This is a genomic window from Methylomonas sp. 11b (assembly GCF_000515215.1).
Lineage (GTDB): Bacteria > Pseudomonadota > Gammaproteobacteria > Methylococcales > Methylomonadaceae > Methylomonas.
Genome location: NZ_KI911557.1, coordinates 54,706 through 78,995 on the forward strand (window position 1 = coordinate 54,706; position 24,290 = coordinate 78,995).

Genomic DNA, 24,290 nt, shown 5'->3' on the forward strand with positions numbered 1-24,290 from the left:
CAGGAAATCGTCTAAATTTTAGCGTGTTATTTATTACGCGCATCTGAAATGCTCCCCAAACCCAGCAAGAAATTCGCCACCCGTTACGTTCAGCGCCTCCTGCCCGACTATGGCGAAATGCTGGCCAGAATCAGAAAGGACGGCGGCTGGATTAAGTTCCAGCCATGGATGTACGAGATCCTCAACAATCTGAAACTTACTGACTACGCCAAGCACTACACCATTGAAAATGTGGTCGTGAAGGCATTCATTGCCGCCGTTTACGATAAAGATGAATTCAAAGATCTTAACGCCGAACTTGAACGCTATACCGACGAAGAGCGTACTGCCTTTTTAGACGAGTGCATTACCGATACTGATTCCGACGAATTTGATTCAACCTGGGACTTCCGTATTCCCAAAACGCCGGAGGAAAAGCAGGAAGCTCAGGCTCTCTTCGAATCACTGAGTGAGGACGAAAAGCAAGAGGCCGCTAAACAGGCTGGCTGCCTCATGGTGTTGTATATGATCAGTGTGCATGATTGCATCGCCATGATGGTTCATCGCAAGAAGATGACTCAGTTGGTGGCCGAAGCCATCGCCGGCGATGACGATTCTCTTTGTTTTGCCGCTCAGATTGATCCTTCCGTGATGCGTCATATTCCCTATTTTCAAGCGCGCGAGGAGCGCGCTTATCGAGAGGGGGATGGCAATTTCTTGGAAAAACTCGCCTATCGAAGACGGATTCCGCCACTGCAAAGCAAGATTCGATTTCCGCTTCTTTACATGCTATTTGCCACCCTGGACGGCATGAATTTATTGGATGATCTAACCGGCACTGAGATATTGGATATTTGTGATGCTGCCGGACTGGATCGCTGGCAGAACAGGATTGAAGACGTTAGTAACCTGAATAAGCGCAAAACGGAATATCGTCGCTTTCAAAATCATAAAAACATCTACGAGTCAACGCACTGAAATTCTTTTTTAGTGCATCGTCCGTAGGGATTTTGATGCATAAAGTTCGTATCCGTCGCGGGAAGGATGGTCCTTCCGGCATTAACGGAGATATTTCTTTATGTACGATCAAAATACTCAGCACGATACCGCATGCCCTGCCGCACAAATCGACCCATCCGCCCTAAATGCAGCCACCGGCGAGACGCGGGATTGCGGCGGTCAGCCGCAAACCGCGCGAAGCGGTGGCCACACTGAGGCCGGTATGGCCGTGGAGGTCGCCAGGGCTTCGGGTGCGCCCCCTAGTAACACAGCACCCGCAAACTGCATTACCGGGGATGATTATCCCGTTCTCGTGCTGCGCTCCGGGATTGATCGTCTCTATTTGTCTTATCCCGGTGACTTGAGTTTCAGCAAGTCCTTGGAGCTGCACATACTCAAAGAGCAAGCGCGTTCAGTGATTGAATTGGAGCAAGCTGAGGCGGTTTATAAGGTGCCTGGGCATATCTTCGAGGTTCACAGCAAAGGCTCGGGGTTATTCTCTTATATCCTGTCCGATAATGCCTTTAGGATCAGCTTATCGGGGATGGGCGCCAAGCAAACCCCATTGGCTTATGTGCAGATCAAAAGCGACTGGCTGGTTCATCGCGGTGTTTTGGATGCGGTGGCCGAGCTGGATGTGATTATCGAGCAATTCGGTTGCTTCGATGAGATACAGATTCAAGCAAATGTCAGCCGGGCGGATGTGTTCGTCGATTTCGTCTGCGCTTATCCTTTCGCCGAGATCCCGATAGAGGCATGGGTAAGCCGGGCCAAGCGGATTTCGACGCATACCATTAGCCGAAACTTTACCGGCTATTCCTTCGGCCTGGGCGGCGATTTGTCGGCTCGGTTGTATGACAAGACCAAGGAGCTTGAAGAGTCTAAGAAAGACTACCTGCGAAAACTATGGGCCGATAAAGGTTGGGATGGTGAGGCCACGGTCTGGCGTTTGGAATTTCAGTTCAAGCGCTCGGTGTTGGTGGAAATGGGTGCCGGTACGGTCGAAACCTTGTTAGCCAAAATCAGCGCGCTATGGCGGTATTCGTTAGGTTCTTGGTTGCAATTGACCATCCCGAATCCATCCGACAGTTCAAAATCGCGTTGGCCGTTGCATCCGGTCTGGGAGTCTTTACTGGCGCTGGAATGGAACGTACCACTAGTGGGTATCGATATTCGGGCCAAGGCGTCTGCCCTGCCCTCTGATCGTTACCTGTTCATCAATGGTCTGGCGGCGTTAACCTCTTTTATGGCGAGGGAAGGGATTCGTGATCCAGAGGAAGGTTTCGAGGCTTTTAAGAATGCCGCGCGTTACTTTCACAATATGCAAAGCGACTACAACGGTAAGAGCTTTACTGATTATGTCCTGGAAAAAGCCGCTGCCAAAGCCAGACAGTTTAATGTCGCCTTTCCTGGTGTGGGTGTGCAGTGACGCATAAATCTATCTGCGAGTGCGGCAAGCCAGCAACAGTTATGTCGGAAACTGAGTATGCACAATACATTTCTGATTTCGGCAAAGACTGCCCGTTAACGTGCGATTGGTGCTCAATTGAAACGCTTAGGCTTGCTGGCTGGGATCCGGAAGATTTTGCCAAGTACACGCCTGATTTAGCCAGGCTAGAACAAAGACGATTGGCAAACGAGCTATTCAAATTCAAGCGTGTTTACCGAAGAATAAGCAAAGTCAAGGCCGCGATACATCATGACATTAATCGATTTTCGCGTGAGATACGAGTTAATACCGGCAATCCGTTCTTTGAGCACATGAAAGGTGTTCTTACGGAGCGGATTGAGTGCCGTAAAGAACTACTGGCCGAATACCCGGCGAAAGGCATTCAGGATGTTATTTTTGGCTTAATGGAGCTGTTTGACCGATATGGAACCGCAACGGCGCATGACTACGCGGCGATTCTATCGACAAGCCATGTTCATGTAGAAAAAGCCTTAGCCGAGGATGGTGTGAAAGGCCTTATGCACTTGGTTGTGCATCATGTTGAAGATGGCGCCAATGTTGGTGATTCTATAAGTGACGGGTGCATCCTTCACGAGTGCTCGACTGCGGTCATTATTCGGGAAATGATGAACAACAAAGCGCTGCGGGAATCGGCTGACAAAATACTGGACGACATCTGTATCGAGGCGACGGGGCGACCATTGGCGAGGTATTACCTGGAAGCGGGACCGAACGGCGAGACTGTGGCTAAGCGGGCCCCGCCAAAGCTTGCGGTTGTCAAATAACATTTAGGAGGCAACCAGGGAAGATTGTCCCAGGATTAAGAGATGATCCAAATCTGGATGATATTGATAATAAAGGGGTTTCAATTGTATTTGATGAGGCAGAAAATACAGAAGCGGTTTGGATAGCTCCATAGCCGCTTCTGCGTCGACAACTACCCCAGCTACCAAAGCTGGGATTGCCGACGGTTTGAATATAGCCCAAAAGCCCAATCGATACAATCGGCCACAAAAAGCAAAGGCCACGACGAATCGCAGCCTTTTCTTGCAACTACTTCCAACGACCGGGGAACTAATCCTTCCGGTTTAGCCAGTTGCCAACTTGAAAAAATTGTACCATCAAAAATTCATCAGCCACAAAAAAGCCGGCAGTCTCACCCAGACCGCCGGCAGCATCCCTGCTTCATGAACTAGCAAGATTGCGCTGTGATCGCCACCACAAACGCAAATGAAGTATATCGGCTCGGCTTGGCTGGATCGGTGGCGCTTTCCGGCAATCCCCCATTGAGGGTTGGGGGATAACCGGCAACGGCGGGGATTTTTCCGGCGTCTGCGGAAGAGGAGTATTGGCAGTTTGGGACGATTATAGGGTTCTCGCCGGACGCGGATTAGGAACGGTCACATAAGCTAGTCATTGACCTACCCTTCGAGCCCGATTGAACGCCAGCAAACAAAAACCAGTTAGAAATAGCAAAAGGATGTTTGGCTCGGGGATGGTTTGTTCTGGGTCTAAGGTAGGAGTGAGCAAATATGCACGAGTCTTTCCGTTGTAAACGCCTGTACCTGCAATTTGACCAATAGAGTTAATCCCTCTAGCATCTAGCAGATCCCACCCGAGGAAATTTGCCATCAACAGGGTATTTAAATCTTTCATCACCCCATTGTCGAATATGAAGGCACGGTTTTTTCCATTAGCGTCATCTGCAACACCTACGATTTGACCAATGTTATTGATACCGTAACCCACACTGAATGACCCATTGAATAAAACACCTAGATCAATCATTTTCTTGCTATCGTCGGTTACAAAAGCGTGAGTTTCGCCATCGGACTTTGCTGAGCTACCGACAACCAAGCCAAGGTCGTTTATACCAAAGGCAGCGCTACTGTCTCCACCAAGCGTGCCTAAATCGACCAATGAACCATTCGATTCAGAAACAAAAGCATGTGACGTTCCAACCCAGTTGAAAGCTGATCCAGTTATTTGTCCAGACGCATTAATCGCTTTCGCTTCCGAATTATCATACCCAGCCAACAGCCCTATATCCATCATTTGCCCTGGAGCATCAGAGATGAATGCATGACGTGAGCCATCAGCCACATCAGCCCAGCCAGTAATCTGTCCGGCATCATTTATGCTGTTTCCAACGCTACTACTTCCCCCTGGCAGCACACCTAAATCAATCATTGACTGATCTTTCTCAGCTATAAAAGCACGAGGTCCACCGCCGAACCCAACCGAATAACCCGTCACTTGTCCTAGGTTATTGATGTCGTGACCGTAGCTATAGGGTTGGGCCAAAAAACCAAGTCCTGTCATTGATCCGCTGGAGTTCGAGACAAAAGCAAGCGGTTGCGGATCAACAAATCCAAATTGACCTGTAGAGGTGGCGGTGGTTGCTAAGCCTGTTACTTGCCCAGAATCATTCACGGCGAGACCATAGCTGGCCAAATCACAGCACCTACCTGGTAGTGTTCCTAGGTCCGTAATGTTGTAGACCACGCCACCATGCGCCAAATTAGCAAGAAATGAGCAGCAGAAAAAAACTGTAATAGCAGCTTGTTTGAATGTCGGCATTGCGCACTTCCTTGATTATTCAAATTGAGTTTCTGACCGATGGCACACCTATCAATTACCACCTGTTTCTATTTCGCGTGGTGACTCTATGGTGACTCAAAATAAAAAAGGCCTAGGTGAAAAACACCTAAGCCTTTGATATATATGGAGCTGGCGATGGGACTCGAACCCGCGACCGGCTGATTACAAATCAGTTATTCGGCCTGGTCTTTGTTTTTGCCGCGTCTTGACGGTGAACCGACTCGTTTTTTGCTTTTGTCTTTTTTTACCAAAGCCGGGTCGAATTTGGAAATATCCAAAGGTTTACCGACTACCCGGACTTTTTTCAACGCCTGGAACAAGTCTTTGGGCATGCCGGCAGGCAACTCTACGGTGCTGTAGTGTTCCTCGATTTTGATGCGGGCGATGTGATCGCCGTCTATACCGGTTTCGTTGGCGATGGCGCCGACTATATTGCCGGGTTTCACCCCGTCGGCATGGCCCACTTCGATGCGGAAAGTTTCCATGTCCACAGCGCCGGCCCGGCCTTTTTCGCGCCTCGGGCCACGGTCACCACGATCCGGACGGCCTTTTTCTTCCGCGTCTTTGCGTGGCTTCTTGCTCGGTTCTTTCATCAACAAAGGCGTATCGCCTTGTAACAATTTTGCCAAGGCTGCCGCAACGTCGAGCGCCGGTACGTTGTGCTCGACCTGATATTGGTTGATTAATTGGTTATAAAAGCTGAGTTCTTCGCCGGCCAGGGTGTCGGTAATCCGCTGTTTGAAACGGTTGATGCGCGCGTTGTTAATAAAGTCGGTGGAAGGCAGTTGCATTTCTTCGACTTTTTGTTTGGTGGCTTGCTCAATGTTGGCCAACAGACGTTTTTCCCGTGGCGAGACGAACAAAATCGCATCGCCGGTGCGGCCGGCGCGACCGGTACGGCCGATACGATGTATATAAGATTCGGTGTCGTAAGGAATGTCGTAATTGACGACGTGGGTAATACGATCAACGTCAAGGCCGCGAGCGGCGACGTCCGTGGCGATCAGAATATCCAGTTTGCCGCTTTTTAGGTTGTCGATAGCGCGTTCGCGCAGGGCTTGCGACATGTCGCCGTTGATGGCCGAGGCGGAAAAACCGCGCGCTTCCAGTTTTTCGGCTACTTCGATGGTGGCGGTTTTGGTTCTGACGAAGATAATCATGCCGTCGAAGTTTTCCGCTTCCAGAATCCGGGTCAGGGCATCCATTTTGTGCACGCCACTGACAAACCAATAGCGTTGGCGAATATTGGCGGCGGTGGCGGTTTTGACCTTGATGGTCACTTGTTCGGGGTTGTTCAGGTATTTCTGCGCAATTTTGCGAATTTCAGTCGGCATGGTTGCCGAGAACAGTGCAGTTTGGCGCGTGGACGGGGTTTGTTCCAGAATCCACTCGACATCGTCGATGAAACCCATCCGCAACATTTCGTCGGCTTCGTCCAATACCAAAGTAGTCAGTTGGTCTAGTTTCAGCGTGCCGCGACGCATGTGGTCCATGACCCGTCCCGGTGTACCGACCACGACATGCGCGCCGCGACTCAATTGGCGCAACTGGCTGGTGTAATCCTGGCCGCCGTAGATCGGTAATACGTGAAAGCCTTTGATATGTGCGGCATAACTTTGAAACGCCTCGGCAACCTGTATCGCTAACTCGCGGGTCGGGGCTAGCACCAAAGCTTGCGGGTCTTTTTGATTGAGGTTAATGCGCGACAAAATCGGCAAGGCGAATGCGGCAGTTTTGCCTGTGCCGGTTTGTGCTTGGCCCAACACATCGCGGCCAGCCATCACGAACGGAATAATCTGTGCTTGAATAGGGGACGGGGTTTCGTAACCGACACTTTCCAGGGCTTTGAGAATAGGGTCTGAAAGCGATAAATCTTTAAAGGAAGGCGTGGCGGAGGAGGGGGTGTCGGACATTAATAATACCTGTAGAAAAAAAGAGAGTTGCCGGCCATGGGCTAGCTATGCCCGGCATTGTATCGCAACTTGGCTCGATATTGCTTAACTTATTGATAATTACCGTAAAATCCTGGCTTGTCTAGCTTGCTTTTCTGGAAGAGTAATTTAAGCAAATAAAGATGAAAAATTGCGCGCTAAAAATCAGATTAGCCATCAATAGATGTACTGGTTGAGCAACGGCTGGAAAACCCAGTCTGTCGAGGCTGACGCCGGCCAAAATGGCGGTAACGATCAATCCCATTAACACATAGGCGGTGCGCAACAGCAGGCTATGTTTGTCGGCTTGCTGATAAATTTTCCAGGCCAGCCAGAGGTTGGTGAACAAAATCAGCGATGAAAAAGACCGGTGAATATAAAAAATGATCGGAAAACTATCGCGCCAATACTGCCTGTCGATGTAGCTGTGCTCATGAGCGATGTAATCGACCGCTTCCCTGACTTGGGTTCCCATTGCCACTTGCAGTAAGGTCATGGCCATGGCAATTTTTAAAACCAAAGCAAAACGCGGTGTCAGCCAATGGCTGTCTATGGCTTGCAGCAGCGGTTTTTGCGATCTGGCGATAGCGTATATGAGTAGCGCGACGATAAACAGGGCCAGCAGCATGTGCAGGGTTATCATTAATGGCTTCAGGTTGCTTGCCACCACGGCCGAACCCAGCCAACCTTGAAACCCAACCAGTAAAAAAACTGATAACGCTAAATAAAAAATTGCTTTATCGGCTTTCAGATAAACCCTGGAGGTCCAGGCCGTCAGAAAAATCAGAAAACCGATAGTCACGCCGACCAGACGATTCGTGTATTCGGTCCAGGTTTTTACCGGATTGAAGGCGGTGCTTTCGTAACCGCGCGCCGCATAAATTTCATGGTAATTGGCCGGCAATTGCGACTCGTGAGTCGGTGGCACCCATTGTCCGAAGCAGGTCGGCCAGTCCGGACAGCCCATGCCGGCACCAGAGGCGCGGACAATGCCTCCAACCAGAATCACGAAATACACAGCAAAGATGGTTAGTGTGCCTAAACGGCGAAACCGGGCGGCGTCGTGGGCGTCTATCATGTGTTGTTATGTCTCAAAGGAACATTGAATGGGCAAGCTCGATCTCTTCCGAGACTCCTTCAATTTCCAAAATTTCGGTATCGGGCTGGATGCCCAATTTAACAAAGGCCGGTACGGTGTTCCAATCGACGCGGCAGGCGGGGTGATCGGTGCCGGCGATGCTTTGCAGAAAAGCGACTTGCACCAAGTCGACATAATCGGCTTTAGAGCCTGAGTCGCGCTGAAAATCTACATATTCGGAAGGCACCAATTTAAGTTCTTCCGGGAAATTCCAGGTGTTCATGATCAGTTTGCCGACATGCGGGTGGGCTTTCTCCAGCAGCTTGTCTAATCGGGACGGGCTGTCTCTAAACTCTGGAATTTTCTCGACCAGTGTCAATATTGGTAATTTACCGATTTGATGGATCAGCCCGGCCAGCATGGCTTCATCGGCGTTTAAATGAGGCACGAAAGCAGCCAAAGCCCGGCTGATCGCCGAGACATTGACGCCTTGCTCCCAGGTGCTGCGGAAATAGCCTTCCAGTAGCGCCGTGGTAGGCGTGAACATTTGCTGCATGATCAAGCTGGTAATCAGCGTGCGAATGGTGTTGTTGCCGAGCCGGGTTACGGCCATTTGAATATTCTTGATTTCCATGGTGCCGCGATACAAGGGGCTGTTGGCCACTTGTATCAAACGGGCGGAAATAGCGGCGTCGGTTGCGATGATCTCGGCCAGGCTTTGCGCGGTGGCATCACCTTTACTGACAGCGTCGCGGACTTTGATGGCGACATCCGGCAAGGTAGGCAGGATTAATCGGTTGGCGTCTAGTTCCGCTTGCACATGGACTAAAAAGTCTTGAACAGATTTGAATTGCATGGATTGAATTTCCGCTATTGATCCGAAATTATCGCGATAGGCGTACGATAGTCGTCATCAAGTATAAGGTTTTTTGGCAGTCCATCAACTATTTGCAGGACCAACAGCGCACGGTTTATTCCGGTCCAGACCGCGTTCGTCAGTACGCACCCCATATTTTGCTGAGAAATGCCGTCCAACACCTTACAGCCGTTAATGACGTCGCTTGCTGATTGACGGCATTCGGCAATAAACAAGGCGCGTTTGACTTTGCCCAAATAGTGACTGCGGGCCACGATTTCCTGGCCTGTGTAACAGCCTTTACTGAAACTGATGCCGCCAAGCTGGTCAATACCCAACATCTGCGGAATATGTTGTTCGGATTGGCTAATATCAAACCAGGGCAGGGCAGTGGAGATGTCCTGATAGCGCCACTCGTCCAGGCAGCCGGATTCGAAAGCGTATCGGCTAAACAGTAATCCGGTAAATTCATCGATCTGATCAGACGTACCCAATAGCAGATGGCGCGGCGCGCCGGGCAACTTAATGGTCGTTAACGGTATTTGCCCGATTGCGAAATTGTCTGTCGGAACGTCAAATTCAGGCGAAAGACCCGATATGCCCAGGATATGCATGTTTCCGGTTTGATCATGCAATTTTGCATCGGCTCGCAGCACGTACATCCGCAATTTTTTTAACACGGTGTCGAGTAAGTCCGCAGGTAGTATCAGGTAAAAAGATTCCAGCGATTTAACCACCAATAGCGTACTGATGACCCGGCCTTTGGCGTTGCAGAATCCAGCTATACTGGCTTGCGCTGCCGATAAATCGTTAATGTTGCATGTTAGCTGGCCTTGTAAGAGTTTTGCGGCATCCTGACCGCTAACTTCTATGAGGCTCAGGCCGGTGGATGCGAATACTTTTCTGGATAAAGCAAGTGCATTGGGTTCGCTAAAAGCGTTTGTGTGAACTGTCCGGTCTTCAAGCATGGCGGTAAGGTTTGTAGGAATACGTGAACATAATTTAGCAGGGTAGTTTACCTTAGCTCGAAAAAGGTGCGGCGATTGTGTCGAAAAATCTTGAACAGAGCATGAATTTTACAGTGGGGCGCTCACGGGCGCTGACATTCATCGTTAGCGCCATCCACGCGGTGACGCTGGCGGCATGTTGGCTAAACGCGCTGCCGATGCCTTACCAATGCTTGCTAACGATGGCGGTATTTTTGAGTTGGCGAAGCAATATGGCATCCGGCAAAATTGGCGGCGCATATCTGCGCTATACTCCTCAGCATGGATGGTCGCTGCTGGGAAGTGGCGACCATTACCAGTCTATCGAGATTCAAGCATCAACTGTGGTAACCGGATTACTAATCGCGCTGCATTGGGTGCATGATAAAGGGAGGCGTCAATCGATGATAATTCCCAAAGATGCAATGAGTAACAACGATTACCGCAAACTCTCGGTTTGTTTAATTATTTCAGGTCATGGTCATGGTTGATGAATGCCGGTGTAAAGCAAACAATTGAATTGCAGATGAGTTCGCTGAAAAACTTGCCGGTTTTGCCCGAGGCGAGTCTGCGAATTCTGGGTGCCATTAACACGCCGGACATACCCATAGAAAAGCTGGCGGATGCCTTATCTTTATCGCCTGGTTTGGTCGCCAGATTGCTTGGATTAGCGAATTCGGCCTACTTTGCCCGAGGCCGTAATGTCTCAGACATTCGTACCGCCATTTTTCAGGTCCTGGGCCTGGATTTAGTAAAAGCCCTGGCAATGGCAATTATTTTTAATGTTCAATTTGATACGCGTAAATGCCAAGGATTCGACGCCGAGTATTTTTGGATACGCTCATTAACAACGGCGGTATCCGCGCAAAAATTGGCAGCCGAAATTCCACAATTGCGCGAGTTTACGCCATCGACTATTTATTCCGGCGGATTGCTGCTCAATATCGGCGTATTGGTGCTCGGCTATTTGCAGCCCGAAGAGCTGTATGAGGTTTTTGTCGAGAGCAAAAGAACTCGCTTGCCGGTGAGTGAGGGAATTTCTCGACAAATGGGGCAGAGCCATTATCAAATCGGTCATTTTTTATTGCATAAATGGCATTTGCCGGCTTTGTATCAGATTCTATTGCAAAATTATGAAAATAAGGATTTTGACGGTATAGAACTGCCCTTGCTGACTTTATTGAGGGTTTGTGAGCGATTAAGTGCAGCCGTGATTGCCGGTGAATCGATTAATCTGCAAGAGTTTGAGCCGGAATGTCGGAAAATTAAGTTACCGTTGGAAAATATACGCGAGCTAGCCGAACAACTGGGCGAAAATCAGCCGGCTATGCAAAAACTTGCAGCCATCATGGGGAATTGATGAATCAGCACAGCGCAGACAGTCAAGATGCCAAACTAGCGGGCTTCGGCATGCAAGATTTGCTGATCGACCTCGTCAATGCGCTGTCCGCAGTTAAACAACTGTCCGAAATCGACTATCAAGTCGATGATGAAAAAGCCCTAATCAGACAGGCTTTGGCAAGCCTTATCCAATATCAAGACATGGAACGCTGCTCTTTTTTTATCGTGGATAGTGAAGGCTTATTAAGCAATGTCGCCGGTATTAGTGTTCGTGAGTTGGGCAATACTGAACCAAATGTTGATAGGCCTTTGCGCTTTAAAGTCGGGGAAGGCTTGATCGGTGCGGCCGCTGCGACCGGTGTTTTGCAACATTGTCAAAATTGTCATGAAGATAAGCGATTTGAAAAAACTGGAAACGTGAACCAATCGCCCGGCTCAATTATCAGCGTGCCGGTTTTTACCTTCAACCGCACTCTGATTGGCGTTTTAAACGTATCGCATCCGCAAGCAAATTACTTCAGCGATTGGCATATTCGTTTATTGGAAGTCTATAAAAACATGCTTGGTCAGTTGATCACCACTCGGCGCCTGGTTCAGCAAATGGAACAGCAAATTGCGTTGAGGACGGCCGAGTTGGAGAGCTTGGTCGCCGAAACCAATCAACTTAAAGATCATTTTGCCAGTATGTCCATGCATGACCAATTAACAGGCCTGCATAATCGGCGGTATTTTTACGACCAAGTCGAAGTCGTTATCGCTCATCATAAGCGCTACAAAACTAGTTTTTGTCTGCTGGTGATGGACATTGATCATTTCAAAGTGATTAATGATCGCTTCGGCCATTTGTTTGGCGATCAAGTATTAACCGGCGTGGCTAACGCGTTAAAGCGACAAGTCCGCAATACCGATATTCTGGTGCGTTTTGGTGGTGAGGAGTTTGTCGCGATTTTTACCAACACCCGTTGCGATAGCGGTAAAACATTCGCGGAACGTATTCGTCAGGAAATTAAAGCTCTGGAATGGTCTATCGATAAAGAGATGGTTAATTTGACCCTGAGTATTGGTTTGTATTGCCTGAATGGCGACTTGGTTCAATCCGAACAAACGCCGGACATTGACCAAATGATTAATTACGCCGATGCCGCCTTGTATCAAGCTAAAGCCAGCGGCCGAGATAAAACAATAGTATTCGGCGAAGCCTGCTCAGATCAGGGTTAAAAACATTTTTAGGTTATTCGTAATCTGATTCCGTAGCTAAAATTGTGAATTTTTACACTTTGCGTAAAACGGGGGATCGTTGCGATTCTGGTACTTGGTTTTTAATTAAGCAAATACCGGAGTTTGTTCAGATTAATACAAATACCACCTCCCGGTTCCCCAGTACCAATTGTAGCGATAGCCGGAATACCAGTTGTTGTAAAAAACCTGTTGCCATCGTCTCCGCCATTGGTAATCGGCTTGCTCCGATTGGCGGGCTTTTACTGCCTCTTTAAGTAAACTGCTTGCTTCTTTGTCGCCTTTGTTGGCGGTAATGGACAACCATTTTTCAGCCTCGCCCGGATCGGAGCCCATTTCACCGAGACCCGTCAGATAAACCCTACCCAAAGCTTTTTGCGCGTCGAAGTTGCCTTTCTCGGCGGATTCACGCATCCATTTGATCGACTTATAAGTATCTTGGCGAACACCGTCAGCTCTAAAGAAACGCAGGGCCAAATCGTAAGCGGCGCGCGGGTCGTTTGCGGCCAGCTCTTCAAGTGCTTTGATTTTTGCAGCGTCTTCAGCGGACATCGCCGGTTCCGGCTGAAAAGAGGCATAGTCTTTCGGGCGATCCGCACAGCCATTCTCGTCGCAAATTCTGATGGTGTCTGACTTAACTTGTTTCTCTTGATGTGTACACGCGACAAGGCCAAACGCTACGAATAATACAAATAGCGTTGACAAAAAAGGCTTTTTTGAATGCATGAGTATTTCCTTTTTCTTTTCATAAGTTTTGGTCTATTATCGCTCGAATTTTTTAGTTTGCTAGGCGTCATTAACTGAACGGCAATTTTTTGGAGTTTTTTGGATGAGCGTTAAATCAATTCGAGATTTATCATTACTGGTCTCTGTTTTTGCTTTTGCCGGCTGCGCGCAACAGCCTGGCTTGCAGACAGGTGGTAGTTCAAATTTAGTCTCTGGCTCTGCCGGCGGAGCGACCAGCGTCAACGCCAATAAGTCTTTGGAGCGTTGCGCCAGCCCATTGGGTACCTTAGCGGTCAGCGATGGCCGTTTTTCGGGAGCATCAGGTGTAACCACAGTTGATCCGTTAATCCGCTTGGCAGTACAGCAATCCAATTGTTTTATTATCACCGGTATTGGCAATATGAGCACCAGCGCCATGCTGGATAGAATCACCGACCAACAAAGAAACTCCGGAGAATATCGGTCAGGTTCAAAACAACACAAAGGCCAACGTGTTGCCGCAGACTATTTACTTGACCCGCAGATTATCGTCGCTAACGAATCGACAGGCGGACAAGGGGGCTCCATCGGGGCCGGATTAATCGGTGCCGGATTAGGTGCTGCCGGTTTGGGCGGTCTAGGCGCCATTGCCGGCGCGGTTTCGCATGCCGTGGAAACGAGAACTACCGATGTGGCACTGACACTGACCGATATTCGTTCAACCGTACAAATTGCCATTTCCCAAGGTAGTGCCACCGCGAACAATATGAGTACCTCGGGCGGCGGCGCGTTTGGCGGTTGGGGCGGACTTTTTGCCGGCGCGGCCGGGGGTAGCATAGGCATGTACAGCAGAACCCCGGAAGGCATAGCTACCGCGGCAGCCTTTTTTGATGCCTATAACAATATGGTCCAATCGCTCAGAAACTATAAAGCGCAGGAAGTACAGGGCGGTGGCGGTAGCGGTCAAGGTGGTGTTTTGCAAGTCAAGTAACAATCCGATAGCGCATCGTCTTTAAACGATGCGCTACTCCTCGTGTCGGCGCGGTCATATCCGTAAATTCTCTGTATAATCGCGCCCGCACTCTTCCGGTTTATCCGGCTCCTGTTAAATTAATCCTTCTGTATAAAATTCATGGCACTACATTGCGGAATCGTTGGGCTGCCCAACGTCGGTAAATCAACTCTGTTCAACGCGCTGACCAAAGCCACCATTGCGGCTGAAAACTATCCTTTTTGCACCATAGACCCAAACGTGGGTGTGGTGCCGGTACCGGATCCGCGCATGGATAAACTGGCGGCCATCGTCAATCCTGAACGCGTATTACCGACCACCATTGAGTTCGTCGACATCGCCGGATTAGTGGCCGGCGCGTCGAAAGGCGAAGGCTTGGGCAACCAATTTCTCGGTAATATTCGCGAAACCGATGCCGTTGTGCATGTGGTGCGCTGTTTTGATGACGACAACGTGATTCACGTTGCCGGCAAAGTCGATCCGATCAACGATATTGAAGTCATCAATACTGAATTGGCGCTGGCCGACATGTCTTCCGTCGAAAGAGCGCTGCAAAAAGCCGCAAAGGCTTCAAAGTCCGGCAACAAGGATGAGCTGGCCAGAAAGGAAGTTCTCGAACGGGTGCTGGAACATCTCAATGCCGGTGAAGCCGTGCGTACTTTGGGTCTAAGCGAAGATGAAGCCAAACTGATCAAGGACCTGTGCCTGATCACGATCAAGCCCACGCTATATGTTGCCAACGTTCAAGACGACGGTTTTGAGAACAACCCGATGCTGGACAAAGTCAAAGCCTTTGCCGAAAAGGAAGGCTCCAAGGTTGTCGCTGTCTGCGCGGCCATAGAAGCCGAAATCGTGCAACTTGATGAAGACGAAAAGAAAGAATTCCTCGAAGACTTGGGCTTGGAAGAGCCTGGCTTGAATAGGGTGGTACGTGCCGGCTACGAACTATTGAATCTCTCGACTTATTTCACCGCAGGCGTCAAAGAAGTCAGAGCGTGGACCATTCCTGTCAACGCCACCGCGCCGCAAGCCGCGGGCGTGATTCACTCCGATTTCGAAAAGGGGTTCATCCGCGCCGAAGTGGTGTCTTATGCGGATTTTATAGCTTACAACGGCGAACAAGGAGCCAAAGACGCCGGTAAATGGCGGTTGGAAGGCAAGGAGTACAAAGTCCAGGATGGTGACGTGATGCACTTTCGTTTCAATGTTTGACAATTGAAAAGACGCGTCCTATAATGCGCGTCTTTTCAAAGCTGTTCCCAGTGGCGATATAGCTCAATCCGGTTAGAGCGCGGGATTCATAACCCCGAGGTTCCAGGTTCAATTCCCGGTGTCGCCACCATTTAAATCAATAATTTAGCGTTTTTTCATCACTGTTACATTTTTGGGTGCTACCGATTTTGCAACGATTGATGAAACATTGTTAGCGTAGTCGTTAAGATGATCGGGTGCTAGATGTGCATATCTAAGCACCATGTCGTAGCTACTCCAACCTCCCAGTTCTTGCAAAACGTTCAGTGGTGTCCCATTTTGAACGTGCCAACTTGCCCAAGTATGTCTCAATCCATGCCAAGTAAAATTCTCAATTTGAGCGCGTTTTAATGCTTCACGCCAGAATTTTGTTCCTACCTTTAACACTGGACAGCCTCGGTAAGTAAATACTCGCACTGGATGATTTCCAATCTGGAGCGCCAAAATATCAATTGCATCCTGATTCAGTGGCACCCGAATGACCTTCCCATTTTTTGACTGATCAGCATAAATCCATGCTATTTTTTTTTGCATGTCGATCTGTGACCACTCCAACTGGGTGACATTAGATTCTCGCAAACCTGTTGCCAACGTGAAGATTGCCATTGCCCTTGTGTGCTCTGGTAACTCATCTAGCAACCTTCTGGCTTCCTCGGGTGTTAGCCATCTCAGCCTTTGATTATTTTCTTTAAACCGCCGGATGTGTGGAACGCTATCGATCCACTTCCATTCCTTCATAGATTTATTCAGGATGGATCGTATTAACTCGGTAGTGCGATTCACACGAGTTTTTCCGGCAACCTTAAGCTTTTCAGCAATGATTTTTTCAATTAACGTCTCGTTAATTTCATCGATATATACATCATCGAGAAAAGTTCTTAACCATTTTAGGTGATACTTGTCAGTGTCTATCGATTTTTTCTCTGATTCCGAAATCCAGCGAGTTACTGCACTTTGCCAGATATAACGGGGCTTTTCACCCATTTTGATAATATCGTGAGCTTTGGCCTTCGTTTTGTCAGCTATTTCTTGAGCTTTAGTTTTGTCTTCGGTTCCAGTAGATCTGAATATTGTTTTTCCGTTAATCGTAAACTTGTAATGCCAATATTTTGATCCTTTTCTTTTAAAGAGCATGGTCTTGTTTCTCCTTGACCTACATCCTGCTTGCCTTGTCCAGTATATTTCGAACGAATGTATTCGATCAAATCCAAATCAATGAACACCCAGCATTTACCAATCTTAGCGCCTGGTATTTCTCCAGACTTGGCTTTTTGCTGCAATGTAACTGGATGAATCTTAAGAAAATCGGCAGCTTTATGCAGGTCTAAAGTATTCATGTTTATCCCTGGGTTAGTATTTTCGATTATGCGAATGTGTATGCCGACAACCATGAAAATCAGGTCGTACGCTGTCCACAACCCTAGCATCAGATTGCGTTCATATCGGTTTGAAATAACTGAACGATGGCAAATACAGAATTGCTTTTGAAATATACTTGCCATGGGCCGGTAGCTTAAAGTGTGCATGCAATATGCTTATGGCGAGTCAATTAAGCTTTTATAAGCTGTTTACAGACGCCACACCGCTCAATATGATTCATGCGCGCGCGCAACAAATTCCAGCAATTACAAACAGGACATCGCGTCAGCTCAATCGTATTGGCTTTAAGCTCTTCAACAATCACACCGGTTTCGGAAAAACCTAGTTGGCTGATCGGGTGTATTTTTTTGAACGCATCAAAAGCATTGATGACTTTGTAAATTTCCACCTGTTCAACAACTAACTCAGCATGCCTATAACAAACTGCAAAGGCTGTCGCCTCCTTGTATTGCTTGTTAGTTCGCGTGAGCGCGTGGATCGATTGCTTGTTATCACCGGATCGCGCAGAAATCCCATGATATTCACGATAAGCTTTTCGCAGCCATTTGATTGAAAGGGTTGTTTCTCCATGAATCGTGGAAATACGGGCTTTGCGCTTGATGAGTTCAAGGGCCAGTGTATGTTGCTTATAGTTAACTAACATCACGTCCCCTTTACCCTGCAGTGAGAGCCAGGATCAAATCCACTCGATCATAGCGGCGCTGTCCAAATCCCTGAATAAATTGGGAAGTAAAGCGTGGTGCAAAGCATAAACAACCTGATCGAGCTAGGTACTGCATCTCGTCCATGGACAAATTCGCCATTGCCAATCTCAACTTTTCATCGGTAACCCCCATGATCAACAGCGCTTGTAGGGCATTCTCTCGGGCGAGTGCACGCACCTTTACCAGCCAAGCCAAATTCAGATCGTAGAGTTCTTGATCAACCACGTCCTGTTGCCGGCTCATCAATCGCTCAATAAATTCATCCACATGGGTCAAATCATCTTGCATGATGGCTTCAACAGCAGGAGTCATATTGACCACCCGCAAATTGCTTTTTAGGAAGTCAGCCCCGAATTCGTTTAGTAGTGTGAAGATAGCTTCCTGAAAAAATCCTGTGGCGATGGATTCGACCGCTTCAAAATCCAGCGTCAGGCATTCGTTGCGTAAAAAACATTCTCGCGCCCTTTGCACCAACTGCTTGCCATGGCAGGCTTGGGGTGTTTTCAGTTTGGTGAGGTGTTTGATTACGACATACATAACAGTCTCCTTGTCGGTGGTTAAGATGTCGATAACCGTGAATCTGAGGCTAAGGTGCGTTCCCAGCCAAGACAAGACGCCTTGTGGCGGCGTATGTTTTTTTCAGCCCAAACCTCACATATTGGGCAGCGTTGATAAAATTTCGGCAATGTATTCAGCACGATATGGCGGGATTGACAGATTCCACACAGCACAAGTCGACTTTCACGGCTATTAACCTGCTGAATAAGATGCCAGGCACGGTTGATGCCTAAGAAATTACCTTGATCACTGCTGACGTCTAATCTATTGTCATTAAAAACACGCCCAACAGTCTCACCGTACAATCCATAGGCCGTCATGAATCGGGTGGCGTGGACAGGTTTCTGCGTTACGAGTTGAGAGAAGTCGGAATACATACCCAGGAAAATCGAAGCATGTAGTGCATTCATCGATGATCGTGCAATCCAATACGAATCGTAAGGCAACATGCCAGACTTAGAGGGGCAGTGATGGACTTCCTTGTAAAGGCGGATCGCCACTTTGCGACCAATGCCACACAGATGCTGAACAACTGGCGGCCTAGCGCCTAATAGAATGAGTTTGTTGGCCATGGAAAGGGTTTCCAAAAATTCAGGCAACGCAGTTTCGCTGGGTAACCGGTACATTTAGGCATCCTCCCCGTTGTTATGAGTGGGCAATAACAATGCGCTATGTAAGGACGGCGCTATATGTTGTGGCGTCTTTAGGGGTAATAAGCGAATCATTGCCCGACTGTTACTCGCCAATTCCCGAATCTTTTCCAGTGTCAGTGTTTCCATGATACTGAGTTGTTTCTGATTCAAACCAAAACGCCAAGCGGCTTCCAGCGCATTGCTGCGGACAGCCTCGCGGGCCAGCATCAGATATTCAAAATTGAGTTGGGATAAATCCTCTTCCAGTGTCGACATTAGCGTTATCTCTACGTTAAGTGTTTGCTTTAGGCGATATGCTAGGGGGATCAATTGGAAAAATCTCACACGGAAAGTGGTCTGTTTTGGGGTACCTTCCTCGCAAGACTTTGCGGGGCGTTGGCTGGACGACGGGGAAAAACGGGATAAAACGCAAGTTGTTAGTGATATTTGTGAAACATTTCACAAATATTGTCTCATGATGGAGCAATGCGCCACCGTCTCAAGGACGGGGCGCTGTTATCAGATTTTTAGATAGCCTATTGGGTAGAGATCCACGTTCTGTGTCGTGTAGATCAGCCTTGATTGCCTAAGAGCAAGCTCACAACAATCCATGTTCAGCGAATGAATACACGGTTTCGCCGACGATGAAGTGATCAAGTACGCGAACGTCAATCAAGGCCAAGGCTTCTTTAAGTTTTGCTGTAATCACGCGATCGGCCTGACTGGGATCACTAATGCCCGACGGGTGGTTATGCGCCATGATCAGAGCCGAGGAATTATAGTGCAGCGCGGCTTTGACCACTTCGCGCGGATACACGCTAGCGCCATCAATCGTACCCCGGAATAATTCATCGCAAGCGATGACCCGATGTTGATTGTCCAAGAACAGACACAGAAATACTTCGTGCTCATACGGCGCCAATTTCAATTTAATACAGTCCTTCGCCTTGTCCGGACTGGTCAAGGCTTCGCCTCGACTGAACGTGCGGTTGTAGATCTGTATGGCCTCCAAGATGACATCCTGTTCATCGGCCATACGGTAACGATTATTGGTTCCTCGAATGTATAACATGGGCTTTCTCCGGTAATCTTAAAATGTGGAGAAAGCCGTCCCCTTCCGGGGTGGACTTTCTCCGGAAGGGTTGTCAAAAATGTGCAAAGCGTTGTCAGCGATGCCCGCAAACGTTGGCCGTCCGCTGAAGCATCCTTCGCTAATAAAACTTAAGTTGACGCCTCTCTTGCGTCAGGTGTTTGGGAATTGGTTTCCTCGAATAAAAAAGCCCCGAGGACACGACACAGTCCAACCCCGACGGGGAGAACGGATCATCTCCCCGAGGCGGGTAATACTGGCTAGGCCAGTGGTTAAATTAAAGACCTGTATAACACCGTATTACGATGCCAAAGCCAGGACTGTATCCGATGGTAGAGCCTCGGCCCATTCCAGCAAGCTGGATGGTTCGTTTTCCAATACCGCATCGGGATCAATGCCTCGGCTGGCAAGTACCGTGCTCATCGCCTGGGTTAACAGACGATGGCCTTTTTCCCGTTCCGACTCGCCGCCGTGCTTGATCGCCCAAAAGGGATCGAAATGGACATGCCGGCTACTGCGTGGACACTGCTTGTTCACTTCGGTGTGAAACGCCCGATCTAAGGTCTCTGCCTGTTCGAACTGCTGCCAGAAACCTTGTCCGGCTTGGCTTTCCACCGGTGGCAACCAGCGGCGCTGGCGGCCAACCCAACGATTCATCCGGTCGATCAAGGTTTTGCTCTTCGGAAAAAAGTGAATGGTGCCAACGCCCGGATAATAGCGAACGTCAAAATAACTGCCGCCGATCCGCTTGCCGACCCGAAGCGCGTGAAAATGCTGCCGAAACACCGACACCAAACTCACGTCCGCTTCGGTCTTACCATCGAGCAAGGCAAACACCTTGTCGAAATCCGCTAGCAGACGTTCTGACTCCCAGTTCAGGCTATTGTGGTACGACTCAACTTTGTGCCCTGGTAGAACGAATCGAGTGGTTTTGATCCGCATGCCCAAGGTGCGATGTTTGTCATTGCTTTTCCAGCCCATGTAAAACACCGCATTTTCACTGTAATAGCGGGTGATCAGATCAAACACATCGCACACCATGCTCAATTGAATTTCACCTTGCTGATCGATGATGCCTTGCAAAAAGCCGTAGATATTCGGCACGGTAAATTCCAAGGACTTCACCGCTTCAAAATCCGACTCCAAGCGTTTCTGCGCCGTCGATGACAAGCGTGAAGTCACTTGCGTAGAGCGTAAAATGCTGGCCCATGCCCGATTCTTCAGATCGTGATAGCGTTTGAACAGCGTTCGCTTCACCGCATCCGAAGACGACTCGTCTTCACTGCTGATGCCGCCACCGTTCAATTCACCAAGGGTTTTACCCAGCATGGTCCGATAACGGCTGGCACGCGCTTCACTGACCACGGCCCGTCGCGCGGCTTCGACCGCGGCATTGAACATCAACACCGCGTTATCGATGAAGGCATTCGGCAAGGCCAACTCATGGGGCAATTGAAACTCGCCCGCCACATCGTCGGCCTCCCGGCGATCCTGGCGCAAATCGTCCAGAATACTGCCGAGGATGTCCTGTTCGAACGTCGAAGTTTTTTTCAACCAGACCAGGGCCACATCGACCGGCGTTTTGCGTTCGGCTTCCTCGCCGGCGAACATTTCTTGCAGAAACTCGACCTCGCCATGCTGCTCAATTAAACGCAATAACAGCTGGCGTTCTTTCGAAAACGGATTGCGCAAGGTTTCGGCATTGAGAATGGCGACGATTTCACCGTCAAACAATATCTCCCAAGCCTTCAACACATGTTTGGCGCCTTCGGCAAACGGGGGATTCATGATGATGTGAGAATAGACACTGCCGCTTTGAAACTGCAGAAAATCCATCCCCACCACCGCATAACCTTCATCGCGCAGAACCGCGTGCTTGCGTATATCGATTTCAATGCAATCGATCGGCAAACGTTTACCGTACTGGTAGGGTCCTGGACGTAGCAAATGTCCTTCGCCTGCTGAAGGCTCCAATACCCGAGCGAATTGCTGGTTCTTGAACATCGCCCAAGCTTTACGACTCAGTGCTTCTGGTGTGGGGTAATATTGATAAGGGTCTGTCATGGTCTTCTCCGATAAGACCCCTGGCGACCGATGTATCCCTGGCGGGATAGAATCATCCCGCAGGGGTAGTGTGAAAAAACTCGGCTTAACCGAGTGTCAAAATCAAAACGGTGCGTCAGATCAACGCGAACCGCTTGCCTTCAATGAAGTCCTGATACTGCCGGGCTTCGGTTTTTACTTTGAACCGGGCATGCACGCTCCCGTCGATCCAGATTTCCCACGGCAAGCGGTTAAGCTCACCTCTAACCAATTCCACCTCGCCAACCCGAAAATCATCGTGTTGGTAAAGCACTTGGCGAGGACTATCAATGCGAACGATGCACTGATCCAGTAATGCTGGACCACCGATCTCGCCGGGTTCGATCAGCAATGGGACTTTGATGGATCCCATAGAGCGGCCGATCCAGCCGATGACATCGTGTTCATCGTGCCAGGACTGCCCGGTTTGGATATCGCCGTAATACAGCCGAATTTTGCGTCGGCTATGGCGAAGCTGTTCCAACAACTCAACCACCGGCTCCGGTGTATCGGCGTGGTAACAGGTGCCGGATGGCAAACGCTGATAGTGGATGCAATGACCCGTGCTAAAGGTGTGTTCAAAGATTTGATTCATGATGTTGTCCTCAATGAAATACGGAAACATCACGATTCCCCAGCGGGAATAGGATATTCCCGTGTGGGTGGATAACACTGAGCGCCGATCCAGTGACTTGGCTAACTCAGGCTTTTACAAAGTGTGCGCATAAAAATTTCATCGCGCAGTTTTCAGGATTGGATTTCCAGCGCAGGTTTTCCTAAGACTTCCGGCATGGCATTGGCTAAGGACGGTCCATCGTACGGCAACTCGGTTTCCGCCGAGTCACCCGCGATCAATCCGCTTTCATAAGGCTCGATTTCCTTGTTGCAGTCCGGACAGCGATCGTTACAGCCGCAATCCCAAACATCCTCCCATTCGGTCTGGCAGTAAGGGCAGCGGTACTGATTCAGATAGCGAACCGCGCTGTTTTCGGCAGGGGTTGTGCCACTGCTGGATAGGTTGATTGTTTTCATGGTCATGTCCTCCTAAAAATGCAGGAACGACCACCCGGCAGGATGGTGTTCCTGCAGGTAAAAAACGCTGCTCAAAGCCGAAAATAGGCTCGCACAGCGGGGTTGAATTCACACAAAAATCGGTATATGGTGGCTAAAACTCATTAAAAAGCAGAGAAATAACCATGTTTGACGATATTTTGCGCATTTTTGATTTCCTCAGTCCTAAGCGGACGGAGGAGCCGTATCCAAGGCGAAAACCGATGGCGATTCCGGTCGATGAACCATTGAAAGTCGTTCGACATTGCCAACAAATTTTCCAAAAATTGGATGTTTTAGAAGCCGACGTGCTCAAGCGGGTTGATAATCCAGAGCAAGCTTGGCCGTTTCTAAACAAGATTCGACAAATTCGCCGGGAAACCCAGAACGATTTGTTATCGCTATTGCCCGAAGGCAGCTGGGTATTAGCCGATGAATCGAATCAACACGCGATCCCAGTTCGCCATATCAATACGGCAACCGGAACCACGTTGCGGGTATTCAATGGCGGGCTTGCTGATTAATCGTTAACGCGTTGGCGTTACCTTTCAGCGCTTCCCGCAATTGAAATACTTGTTGAGCAGTTTTAGCGGACTTATCGTCCACAATGGCTGGCCCGATCGCTTTTTTTGTACGCCGACGCGGTTTAGGCTTGATTTCGACCGCAACAGTCATCGGTTTGATTTTCAATAGCTCCCGCTCTAGTTTGGCGATTTCAATATCCGCCTCGTAGAGTTTGATTGTTTTCTGTTTGGCTCGATATTGAATTTCCAATCGCTCCAACTCGCGATTTGTTTCACGATTACGACTCTGAATTTCCTGACGCACCGAATCCGATATCGCCAGCCAATCCATGTCATCGCGACTACGTGGCATGATGACCGGTAGCCGATGTCGTGCTTGGCGCTTGCTTTGATAACTGCGCAACATTTGAGCCGCATTTTTCAACGCACCAAGCAGTTGCAACGCCGTTGCCCAAATCACCCGCAAGGCGAGGATGAACATCGCCAAAATAATGATCCCGATAATAAAGTTCATTGAAGTTCTCCTTTAAAAATTTAAGAAAACACTTCGAATGAACAGCACCCGGCCGGGCGATGGTCGCCCGAAGTGGGTTTTGATTTGCAGTGGGTAGATCCACTGCGATTTACATCGGGCTTAACGCACCCGACACGATCACGGTTTAACGTGCTCGCCGCCTAAAGACGGAACGCCGACCAAAGTCGGATTCAGCATTCATCAAAGAACGCATGAAATGTCTGTTTGTCAAATGGGCTCCTGGAAGTAAGTGCATTCGACAAACTGCGGATTCAATCAGCTACCCGTAGCCACAATCCAAGGCTTTAGCCAAGGATTGGACTACGAATAA

General features: G+C 49.0%; 26 protein-coding genes and 1 tRNA gene. 10 read left to right on the forward strand and 17 right to left on the reverse strand.

Annotation, left to right across the window (positions count from 1 at the left end):
• Nucleotides 1–48 precede the first annotated feature (48 nt).
• From METH11B_RS0100260 to METH11B_RS0100270, 3 genes are all read left to right on the forward strand, one after another.
• Nucleotides 49–957, forward strand: a complete 909-nt coding sequence (locus tag METH11B_RS0100260) for a hypothetical protein (RefSeq protein ID WP_026600231.1) — start codon at nucleotides 49–51, stop codon at nucleotides 955–957.
• 100 nt (nucleotides 958–1,057) lie between these two features.
• Nucleotides 1,058–2,407: a hypothetical protein gene (locus METH11B_RS0100265; protein WP_026600232.1), complete on the forward strand. Its 1,350-nt coding sequence runs from the start codon at nucleotides 1,058–1,060 to the stop codon at nucleotides 2,405–2,407.
• A gap of 41 nt (nucleotides 2,408–2,448) precedes the next feature.
• Nucleotides 2,449–3,213: a hypothetical protein gene (locus METH11B_RS0100270; protein WP_026600233.1), complete on the forward strand. Its 765-nt coding sequence runs from the start codon at nucleotides 2,449–2,451 to the stop codon at nucleotides 3,211–3,213.
• Nucleotides 3,214–3,841: 628 nt separating this feature from the next.
• On the opposite strand, the gene METH11B_RS27470 is transcribed toward METH11B_RS0100270, so the two are convergent.
• The 5 genes from METH11B_RS27470 to ygfZ form a co-directional block, all read right to left on the reverse strand.
• Complete coding sequence (locus METH11B_RS27470) at nucleotides 3,842–5,008, reverse strand: DUF3466 family protein (RefSeq protein WP_026600234.1); 1,167 nt, start codon at nucleotides 5,006–5,008, stop codon at nucleotides 3,842–3,844.
• 194 nt (nucleotides 5,009–5,202) lie between these two features.
• Nucleotides 5,203–6,942 (reverse strand): DEAD/DEAH box helicase, encoded by a 1,740-nt coding sequence (locus METH11B_RS0100290; RefSeq protein ID WP_026600235.1) that lies wholly within the window; start codon nucleotides 6,940–6,942, stop codon nucleotides 5,203–5,205.
• Between the two features lie 121 nt (nucleotides 6,943–7,063).
• Nucleotides 7,064–8,038: a COX15/CtaA family protein gene (locus METH11B_RS0100295; RefSeq protein WP_026600236.1), complete on the reverse strand. Its 975-nt coding sequence runs from the start codon at nucleotides 8,036–8,038 to the stop codon at nucleotides 7,064–7,066.
• 13 nt (nucleotides 8,039–8,051) lie between these two features.
• A complete protein-coding gene (locus METH11B_RS0100300; protein ID WP_020481918.1) occupies nucleotides 8,052–8,894 on the reverse strand; it encodes an HDOD domain-containing protein in 843 nt (280 codons plus the stop codon).
• 14 nt (nucleotides 8,895–8,908) lie between these two features.
• A complete protein-coding gene (ygfZ, locus tag METH11B_RS0100305) occupies nucleotides 8,909–9,862 on the reverse strand; it encodes a CAF17-like 4Fe-4S cluster assembly/insertion protein YgfZ (protein ID WP_026600237.1) in 954 nt (317 codons plus the stop codon).
• Nucleotides 9,863–9,939: 77 nt separating this feature from the next.
• Between ygfZ and METH11B_RS0100310 the strand changes: the two genes are divergently transcribed.
• From METH11B_RS0100310 to METH11B_RS0100320, 3 genes are read left to right on the forward strand one after another with little or no spacing between them, the layout of a single operon-like run.
• Nucleotides 9,940–10,371 carry a protein YgfX gene (locus tag METH11B_RS0100310; RefSeq protein ID WP_129871411.1) on the forward strand — a complete coding sequence of 144 codons (432 nt, stop codon included), beginning with the start codon at nucleotides 9,940–9,942 and terminating at the stop codon, nucleotides 10,369–10,371.
• Nucleotides 10,371–11,240 carry an HDOD domain-containing protein gene (locus METH11B_RS0100315; RefSeq protein WP_026600239.1) on the forward strand — a complete coding sequence of 290 codons (870 nt, stop codon included), beginning with the start codon at nucleotides 10,371–10,373 and terminating at the stop codon, nucleotides 11,238–11,240. Before METH11B_RS0100310 ends, METH11B_RS0100315 begins: the two co-directional genes overlap by 1 nt.
• Nucleotides 11,240–12,439 carry a sensor domain-containing diguanylate cyclase gene (locus METH11B_RS0100320; protein WP_026600240.1) on the forward strand — a complete coding sequence of 400 codons (1,200 nt, stop codon included), beginning with the start codon at nucleotides 11,240–11,242 and terminating at the stop codon, nucleotides 12,437–12,439. The genes METH11B_RS0100315 and METH11B_RS0100320 overlap by 1 nt, the downstream gene beginning before the upstream one ends.
• 132 nt (nucleotides 12,440–12,571) lie before the next feature.
• Here METH11B_RS0100320 and METH11B_RS0100325 read toward each other — a convergent pair whose 3' ends face one another.
• Nucleotides 12,572–13,183, reverse strand: coding sequence for a tetratricopeptide repeat protein (locus METH11B_RS0100325; protein ID WP_026600241.1), 612 nt, complete (start codon nucleotides 13,181–13,183; stop codon nucleotides 12,572–12,574).
• A gap of 103 nt (nucleotides 13,184–13,286) precedes the next feature.
• Between METH11B_RS0100325 and METH11B_RS0100330 the strand changes: the two genes are divergently transcribed.
• The 3 genes from METH11B_RS0100330 to METH11B_RS0100340 all read left to right on the forward strand — a co-directional run bounded on the left by METH11B_RS0100330 (nucleotide 13,287) and on the right by METH11B_RS0100340 (nucleotide 15,516).
• Nucleotides 13,287–14,153, forward strand: coding sequence for a hypothetical protein (locus METH11B_RS0100330; RefSeq protein ID WP_020481912.1), 867 nt, complete (start codon nucleotides 13,287–13,289; stop codon nucleotides 14,151–14,153).
• A 141-nt stretch (nucleotides 14,154–14,294) separates the two neighbouring features.
• Nucleotides 14,295–15,386, forward strand: coding sequence for a redox-regulated ATPase YchF (gene ychF, locus METH11B_RS0100335; protein ID WP_020481911.1), 1,092 nt, complete (start codon nucleotides 14,295–14,297; stop codon nucleotides 15,384–15,386).
• A 52-nt stretch (nucleotides 15,387–15,438) separates the two neighbouring features.
• A tRNA-Met gene (locus METH11B_RS0100340) sits at nucleotides 15,439–15,516 on the forward strand.
• 14 nt (nucleotides 15,517–15,530) lie between these two features.
• On the opposite strand, the gene METH11B_RS0100345 is transcribed toward METH11B_RS0100340, so the two are convergent.
• The 10 genes from METH11B_RS0100345 to METH11B_RS0100390 all read right to left on the reverse strand — a co-directional run bounded on the left by METH11B_RS0100345 (nucleotide 15,531) and on the right by METH11B_RS0100390 (nucleotide 22,903).
• The gene (locus METH11B_RS0100345; RefSeq protein WP_036275499.1) at nucleotides 15,531–16,559 is read right to left on the reverse strand and encodes a tyrosine-type recombinase/integrase; all 1,029 of its coding nucleotides are present in this window, start codon (nucleotides 16,557–16,559) and stop codon (nucleotides 15,531–15,533) included.
• The gene (locus METH11B_RS28945) at nucleotides 16,448–16,762 is read right to left on the reverse strand and encodes a helix-turn-helix domain-containing protein (protein ID WP_155931195.1); all 315 of its coding nucleotides are present in this window, start codon (nucleotides 16,760–16,762) and stop codon (nucleotides 16,448–16,450) included. The genes METH11B_RS0100345 and METH11B_RS28945 overlap by 112 nt, the downstream gene beginning before the upstream one ends.
• Before the next feature lie 212 nt (nucleotides 16,763–16,974).
• The gene (locus METH11B_RS0100355; RefSeq protein WP_026600244.1) at nucleotides 16,975–17,448 is read right to left on the reverse strand and encodes a FlhC family transcriptional regulator; all 474 of its coding nucleotides are present in this window, start codon (nucleotides 17,446–17,448) and stop codon (nucleotides 16,975–16,977) included.
• Between the two features lie 10 nt (nucleotides 17,449–17,458).
• Nucleotides 17,459–18,046 carry an STAS-like domain-containing protein gene (locus tag METH11B_RS0100360; protein WP_026600245.1) on the reverse strand — a complete coding sequence of 196 codons (588 nt, stop codon included), beginning with the start codon at nucleotides 18,044–18,046 and terminating at the stop codon, nucleotides 17,459–17,461.
• Between the two features lie 20 nt (nucleotides 18,047–18,066).
• The gene (locus METH11B_RS0100365; protein ID WP_026600246.1) at nucleotides 18,067–18,693 is read right to left on the reverse strand and encodes a FlhC family transcriptional regulator; all 627 of its coding nucleotides are present in this window, start codon (nucleotides 18,691–18,693) and stop codon (nucleotides 18,067–18,069) included.
• Nucleotides 18,694–18,975 carry a flagellar transcriptional regulator FlhD gene (locus METH11B_RS0100370; RefSeq protein WP_026600247.1) on the reverse strand — a complete coding sequence of 94 codons (282 nt, stop codon included), beginning with the start codon at nucleotides 18,973–18,975 and terminating at the stop codon, nucleotides 18,694–18,696. It lies immediately after the preceding gene.
• Nucleotides 18,976–19,297: 322 nt separating this feature from the next.
• Complete coding sequence (gene radC / locus METH11B_RS0100375; RefSeq protein WP_026600248.1) at nucleotides 19,298–19,771, reverse strand: RadC family protein; 474 nt, start codon at nucleotides 19,769–19,771, stop codon at nucleotides 19,298–19,300.
• 318 nt (nucleotides 19,772–20,089) lie between these two features.
• Nucleotides 20,090–21,853, reverse strand: coding sequence for a DUF4942 domain-containing protein (locus METH11B_RS0100380; RefSeq protein WP_026600249.1), 1,764 nt, complete (start codon nucleotides 21,851–21,853; stop codon nucleotides 20,090–20,092).
• A gap of 115 nt (nucleotides 21,854–21,968) precedes the next feature.
• Nucleotides 21,969–22,466: a hypothetical protein gene (locus METH11B_RS0100385; protein ID WP_036276489.1), complete on the reverse strand. Its 498-nt coding sequence runs from the start codon at nucleotides 22,464–22,466 to the stop codon at nucleotides 21,969–21,971.
• 152 nt (nucleotides 22,467–22,618) lie between these two features.
• Complete coding sequence (locus tag METH11B_RS0100390) at nucleotides 22,619–22,903, reverse strand: hypothetical protein (protein ID WP_026600251.1); 285 nt, start codon at nucleotides 22,901–22,903, stop codon at nucleotides 22,619–22,621.
• A 164-nt stretch (nucleotides 22,904–23,067) separates the two neighbouring features.
• Between METH11B_RS0100390 and METH11B_RS25875 the strand changes: the two genes are divergently transcribed.
• Nucleotides 23,068–23,445 (forward strand): hypothetical protein, encoded by a 378-nt coding sequence (locus METH11B_RS25875; protein WP_036275503.1) that lies wholly within the window; start codon nucleotides 23,068–23,070, stop codon nucleotides 23,443–23,445.
• Here the strand turns inward: METH11B_RS25875 and METH11B_RS0100400 are convergent.
• Nucleotides 23,423–23,959 (reverse strand): hypothetical protein, encoded by a 537-nt coding sequence (locus tag METH11B_RS0100400; protein ID WP_026600253.1) that lies wholly within the window; start codon nucleotides 23,957–23,959, stop codon nucleotides 23,423–23,425. The two genes, METH11B_RS25875 and METH11B_RS0100400, sit on opposite strands and share 23 nt — an antisense overlap.
• Nucleotides 23,960–24,290 lie beyond the last annotated feature (331 nt).

Excerpts from the sequence above, each read along its gene's own strand:
- METH11B_RS0100260 (WP_026600231.1), top strand. The coding sequence starts at position 49 with ATGCTCCCCAAACCCAGCAAGAAATTCGCCACCCGTTACGTTCAGCGC.
- METH11B_RS0100265 (WP_026600232.1), top strand. The coding sequence starts at position 1,058 with ATGTACGATCAAAATACTCAGCACGATACCGCATGCCCTGCCGCACAA.
- METH11B_RS0100270 (WP_026600233.1), top strand. The coding sequence starts at position 2,449 with ATGTCGGAAACTGAGTATGCACAATACATTTCTGATTTCGGCAAAGAC.
- METH11B_RS27470 (WP_026600234.1), bottom strand. The coding sequence starts at position 5,008 with ATGCCGACATTCAAACAAGCTGCTATTACAGTTTTTTTCTGCTGCTCA.
- METH11B_RS0100290 (WP_026600235.1), bottom strand. The coding sequence starts at position 6,942 with ATGTCCGACACCCCCTCCTCCGCCACGCCTTCCTTTAAAGATTTATCG.
- METH11B_RS0100295 (WP_026600236.1), bottom strand. The coding sequence starts at position 8,038 with ATGATAGACGCCCACGACGCCGCCCGGTTTCGCCGTTTAGGCACACTA.
- METH11B_RS0100300 (WP_020481918.1), bottom strand. The coding sequence starts at position 8,894 with ATGCAATTCAAATCTGTTCAAGACTTTTTAGTCCATGTGCAAGCGGAA.
- ygfZ (WP_026600237.1), bottom strand. The coding sequence starts at position 9,862 with ATGCTTGAAGACCGGACAGTTCACACAAACGCTTTTAGCGAACCCAAT.
- METH11B_RS0100315 (WP_026600239.1), top strand. The coding sequence starts at position 10,371 with ATGAATGCCGGTGTAAAGCAAACAATTGAATTGCAGATGAGTTCGCTG.
- METH11B_RS0100320 (WP_026600240.1), top strand. The coding sequence starts at position 11,240 with ATGAATCAGCACAGCGCAGACAGTCAAGATGCCAAACTAGCGGGCTTC.
- METH11B_RS0100325 (WP_026600241.1), bottom strand. The coding sequence starts at position 13,183 with ATGCATTCAAAAAAGCCTTTTTTGTCAACGCTATTTGTATTATTCGTA.
- METH11B_RS0100330 (WP_020481912.1), top strand. The coding sequence starts at position 13,287 with ATGAGCGTTAAATCAATTCGAGATTTATCATTACTGGTCTCTGTTTTT.
- ychF (WP_020481911.1), top strand. The coding sequence starts at position 14,295 with ATGGCACTACATTGCGGAATCGTTGGGCTGCCCAACGTCGGTAAATCA.
- METH11B_RS0100345 (WP_036275499.1), bottom strand. The coding sequence starts at position 16,559 with ATGCTCTTTAAAAGAAAAGGATCAAAATATTGGCATTACAAGTTTACG.
- METH11B_RS28945 (WP_155931195.1), bottom strand. The coding sequence starts at position 16,762 with ATGAATACTTTAGACCTGCATAAAGCTGCCGATTTTCTTAAGATTCAT.
- METH11B_RS0100355 (WP_026600244.1), bottom strand. The coding sequence starts at position 17,448 with ATGTTAGTTAACTATAAGCAACATACACTGGCCCTTGAACTCATCAAG.
- METH11B_RS0100360 (WP_026600245.1), bottom strand. The coding sequence starts at position 18,046 with ATGTATGTCGTAATCAAACACCTCACCAAACTGAAAACACCCCAAGCC.
- METH11B_RS0100365 (WP_026600246.1), bottom strand. The coding sequence starts at position 18,693 with ATGTACCGGTTACCCAGCGAAACTGCGTTGCCTGAATTTTTGGAAACC.
- METH11B_RS0100370 (WP_026600247.1), bottom strand. The coding sequence starts at position 18,975 with ATGTCGACACTGGAAGAGGATTTATCCCAACTCAATTTTGAATATCTG.
- radC (WP_026600248.1), bottom strand. The coding sequence starts at position 19,771 with ATGTTATACATTCGAGGAACCAATAATCGTTACCGTATGGCCGATGAA.
- METH11B_RS0100380 (WP_026600249.1), bottom strand. The coding sequence starts at position 21,853 with ATGACAGACCCTTATCAATATTACCCCACACCAGAAGCACTGAGTCGT.
- METH11B_RS0100385 (WP_036276489.1), bottom strand. The coding sequence starts at position 22,466 with ATGAATCAAATCTTTGAACACACCTTTAGCACGGGTCATTGCATCCAC.
- METH11B_RS0100390 (WP_026600251.1), bottom strand. The coding sequence starts at position 22,903 with ATGAAAACAATCAACCTATCCAGCAGTGGCACAACCCCTGCCGAAAAC.
- METH11B_RS25875 (WP_036275503.1), top strand. The coding sequence starts at position 23,068 with ATGTTTGACGATATTTTGCGCATTTTTGATTTCCTCAGTCCTAAGCGG.
- METH11B_RS0100400 (WP_026600253.1), bottom strand. The coding sequence starts at position 23,959 with ATGAACTTTATTATCGGGATCATTATTTTGGCGATGTTCATCCTCGCC.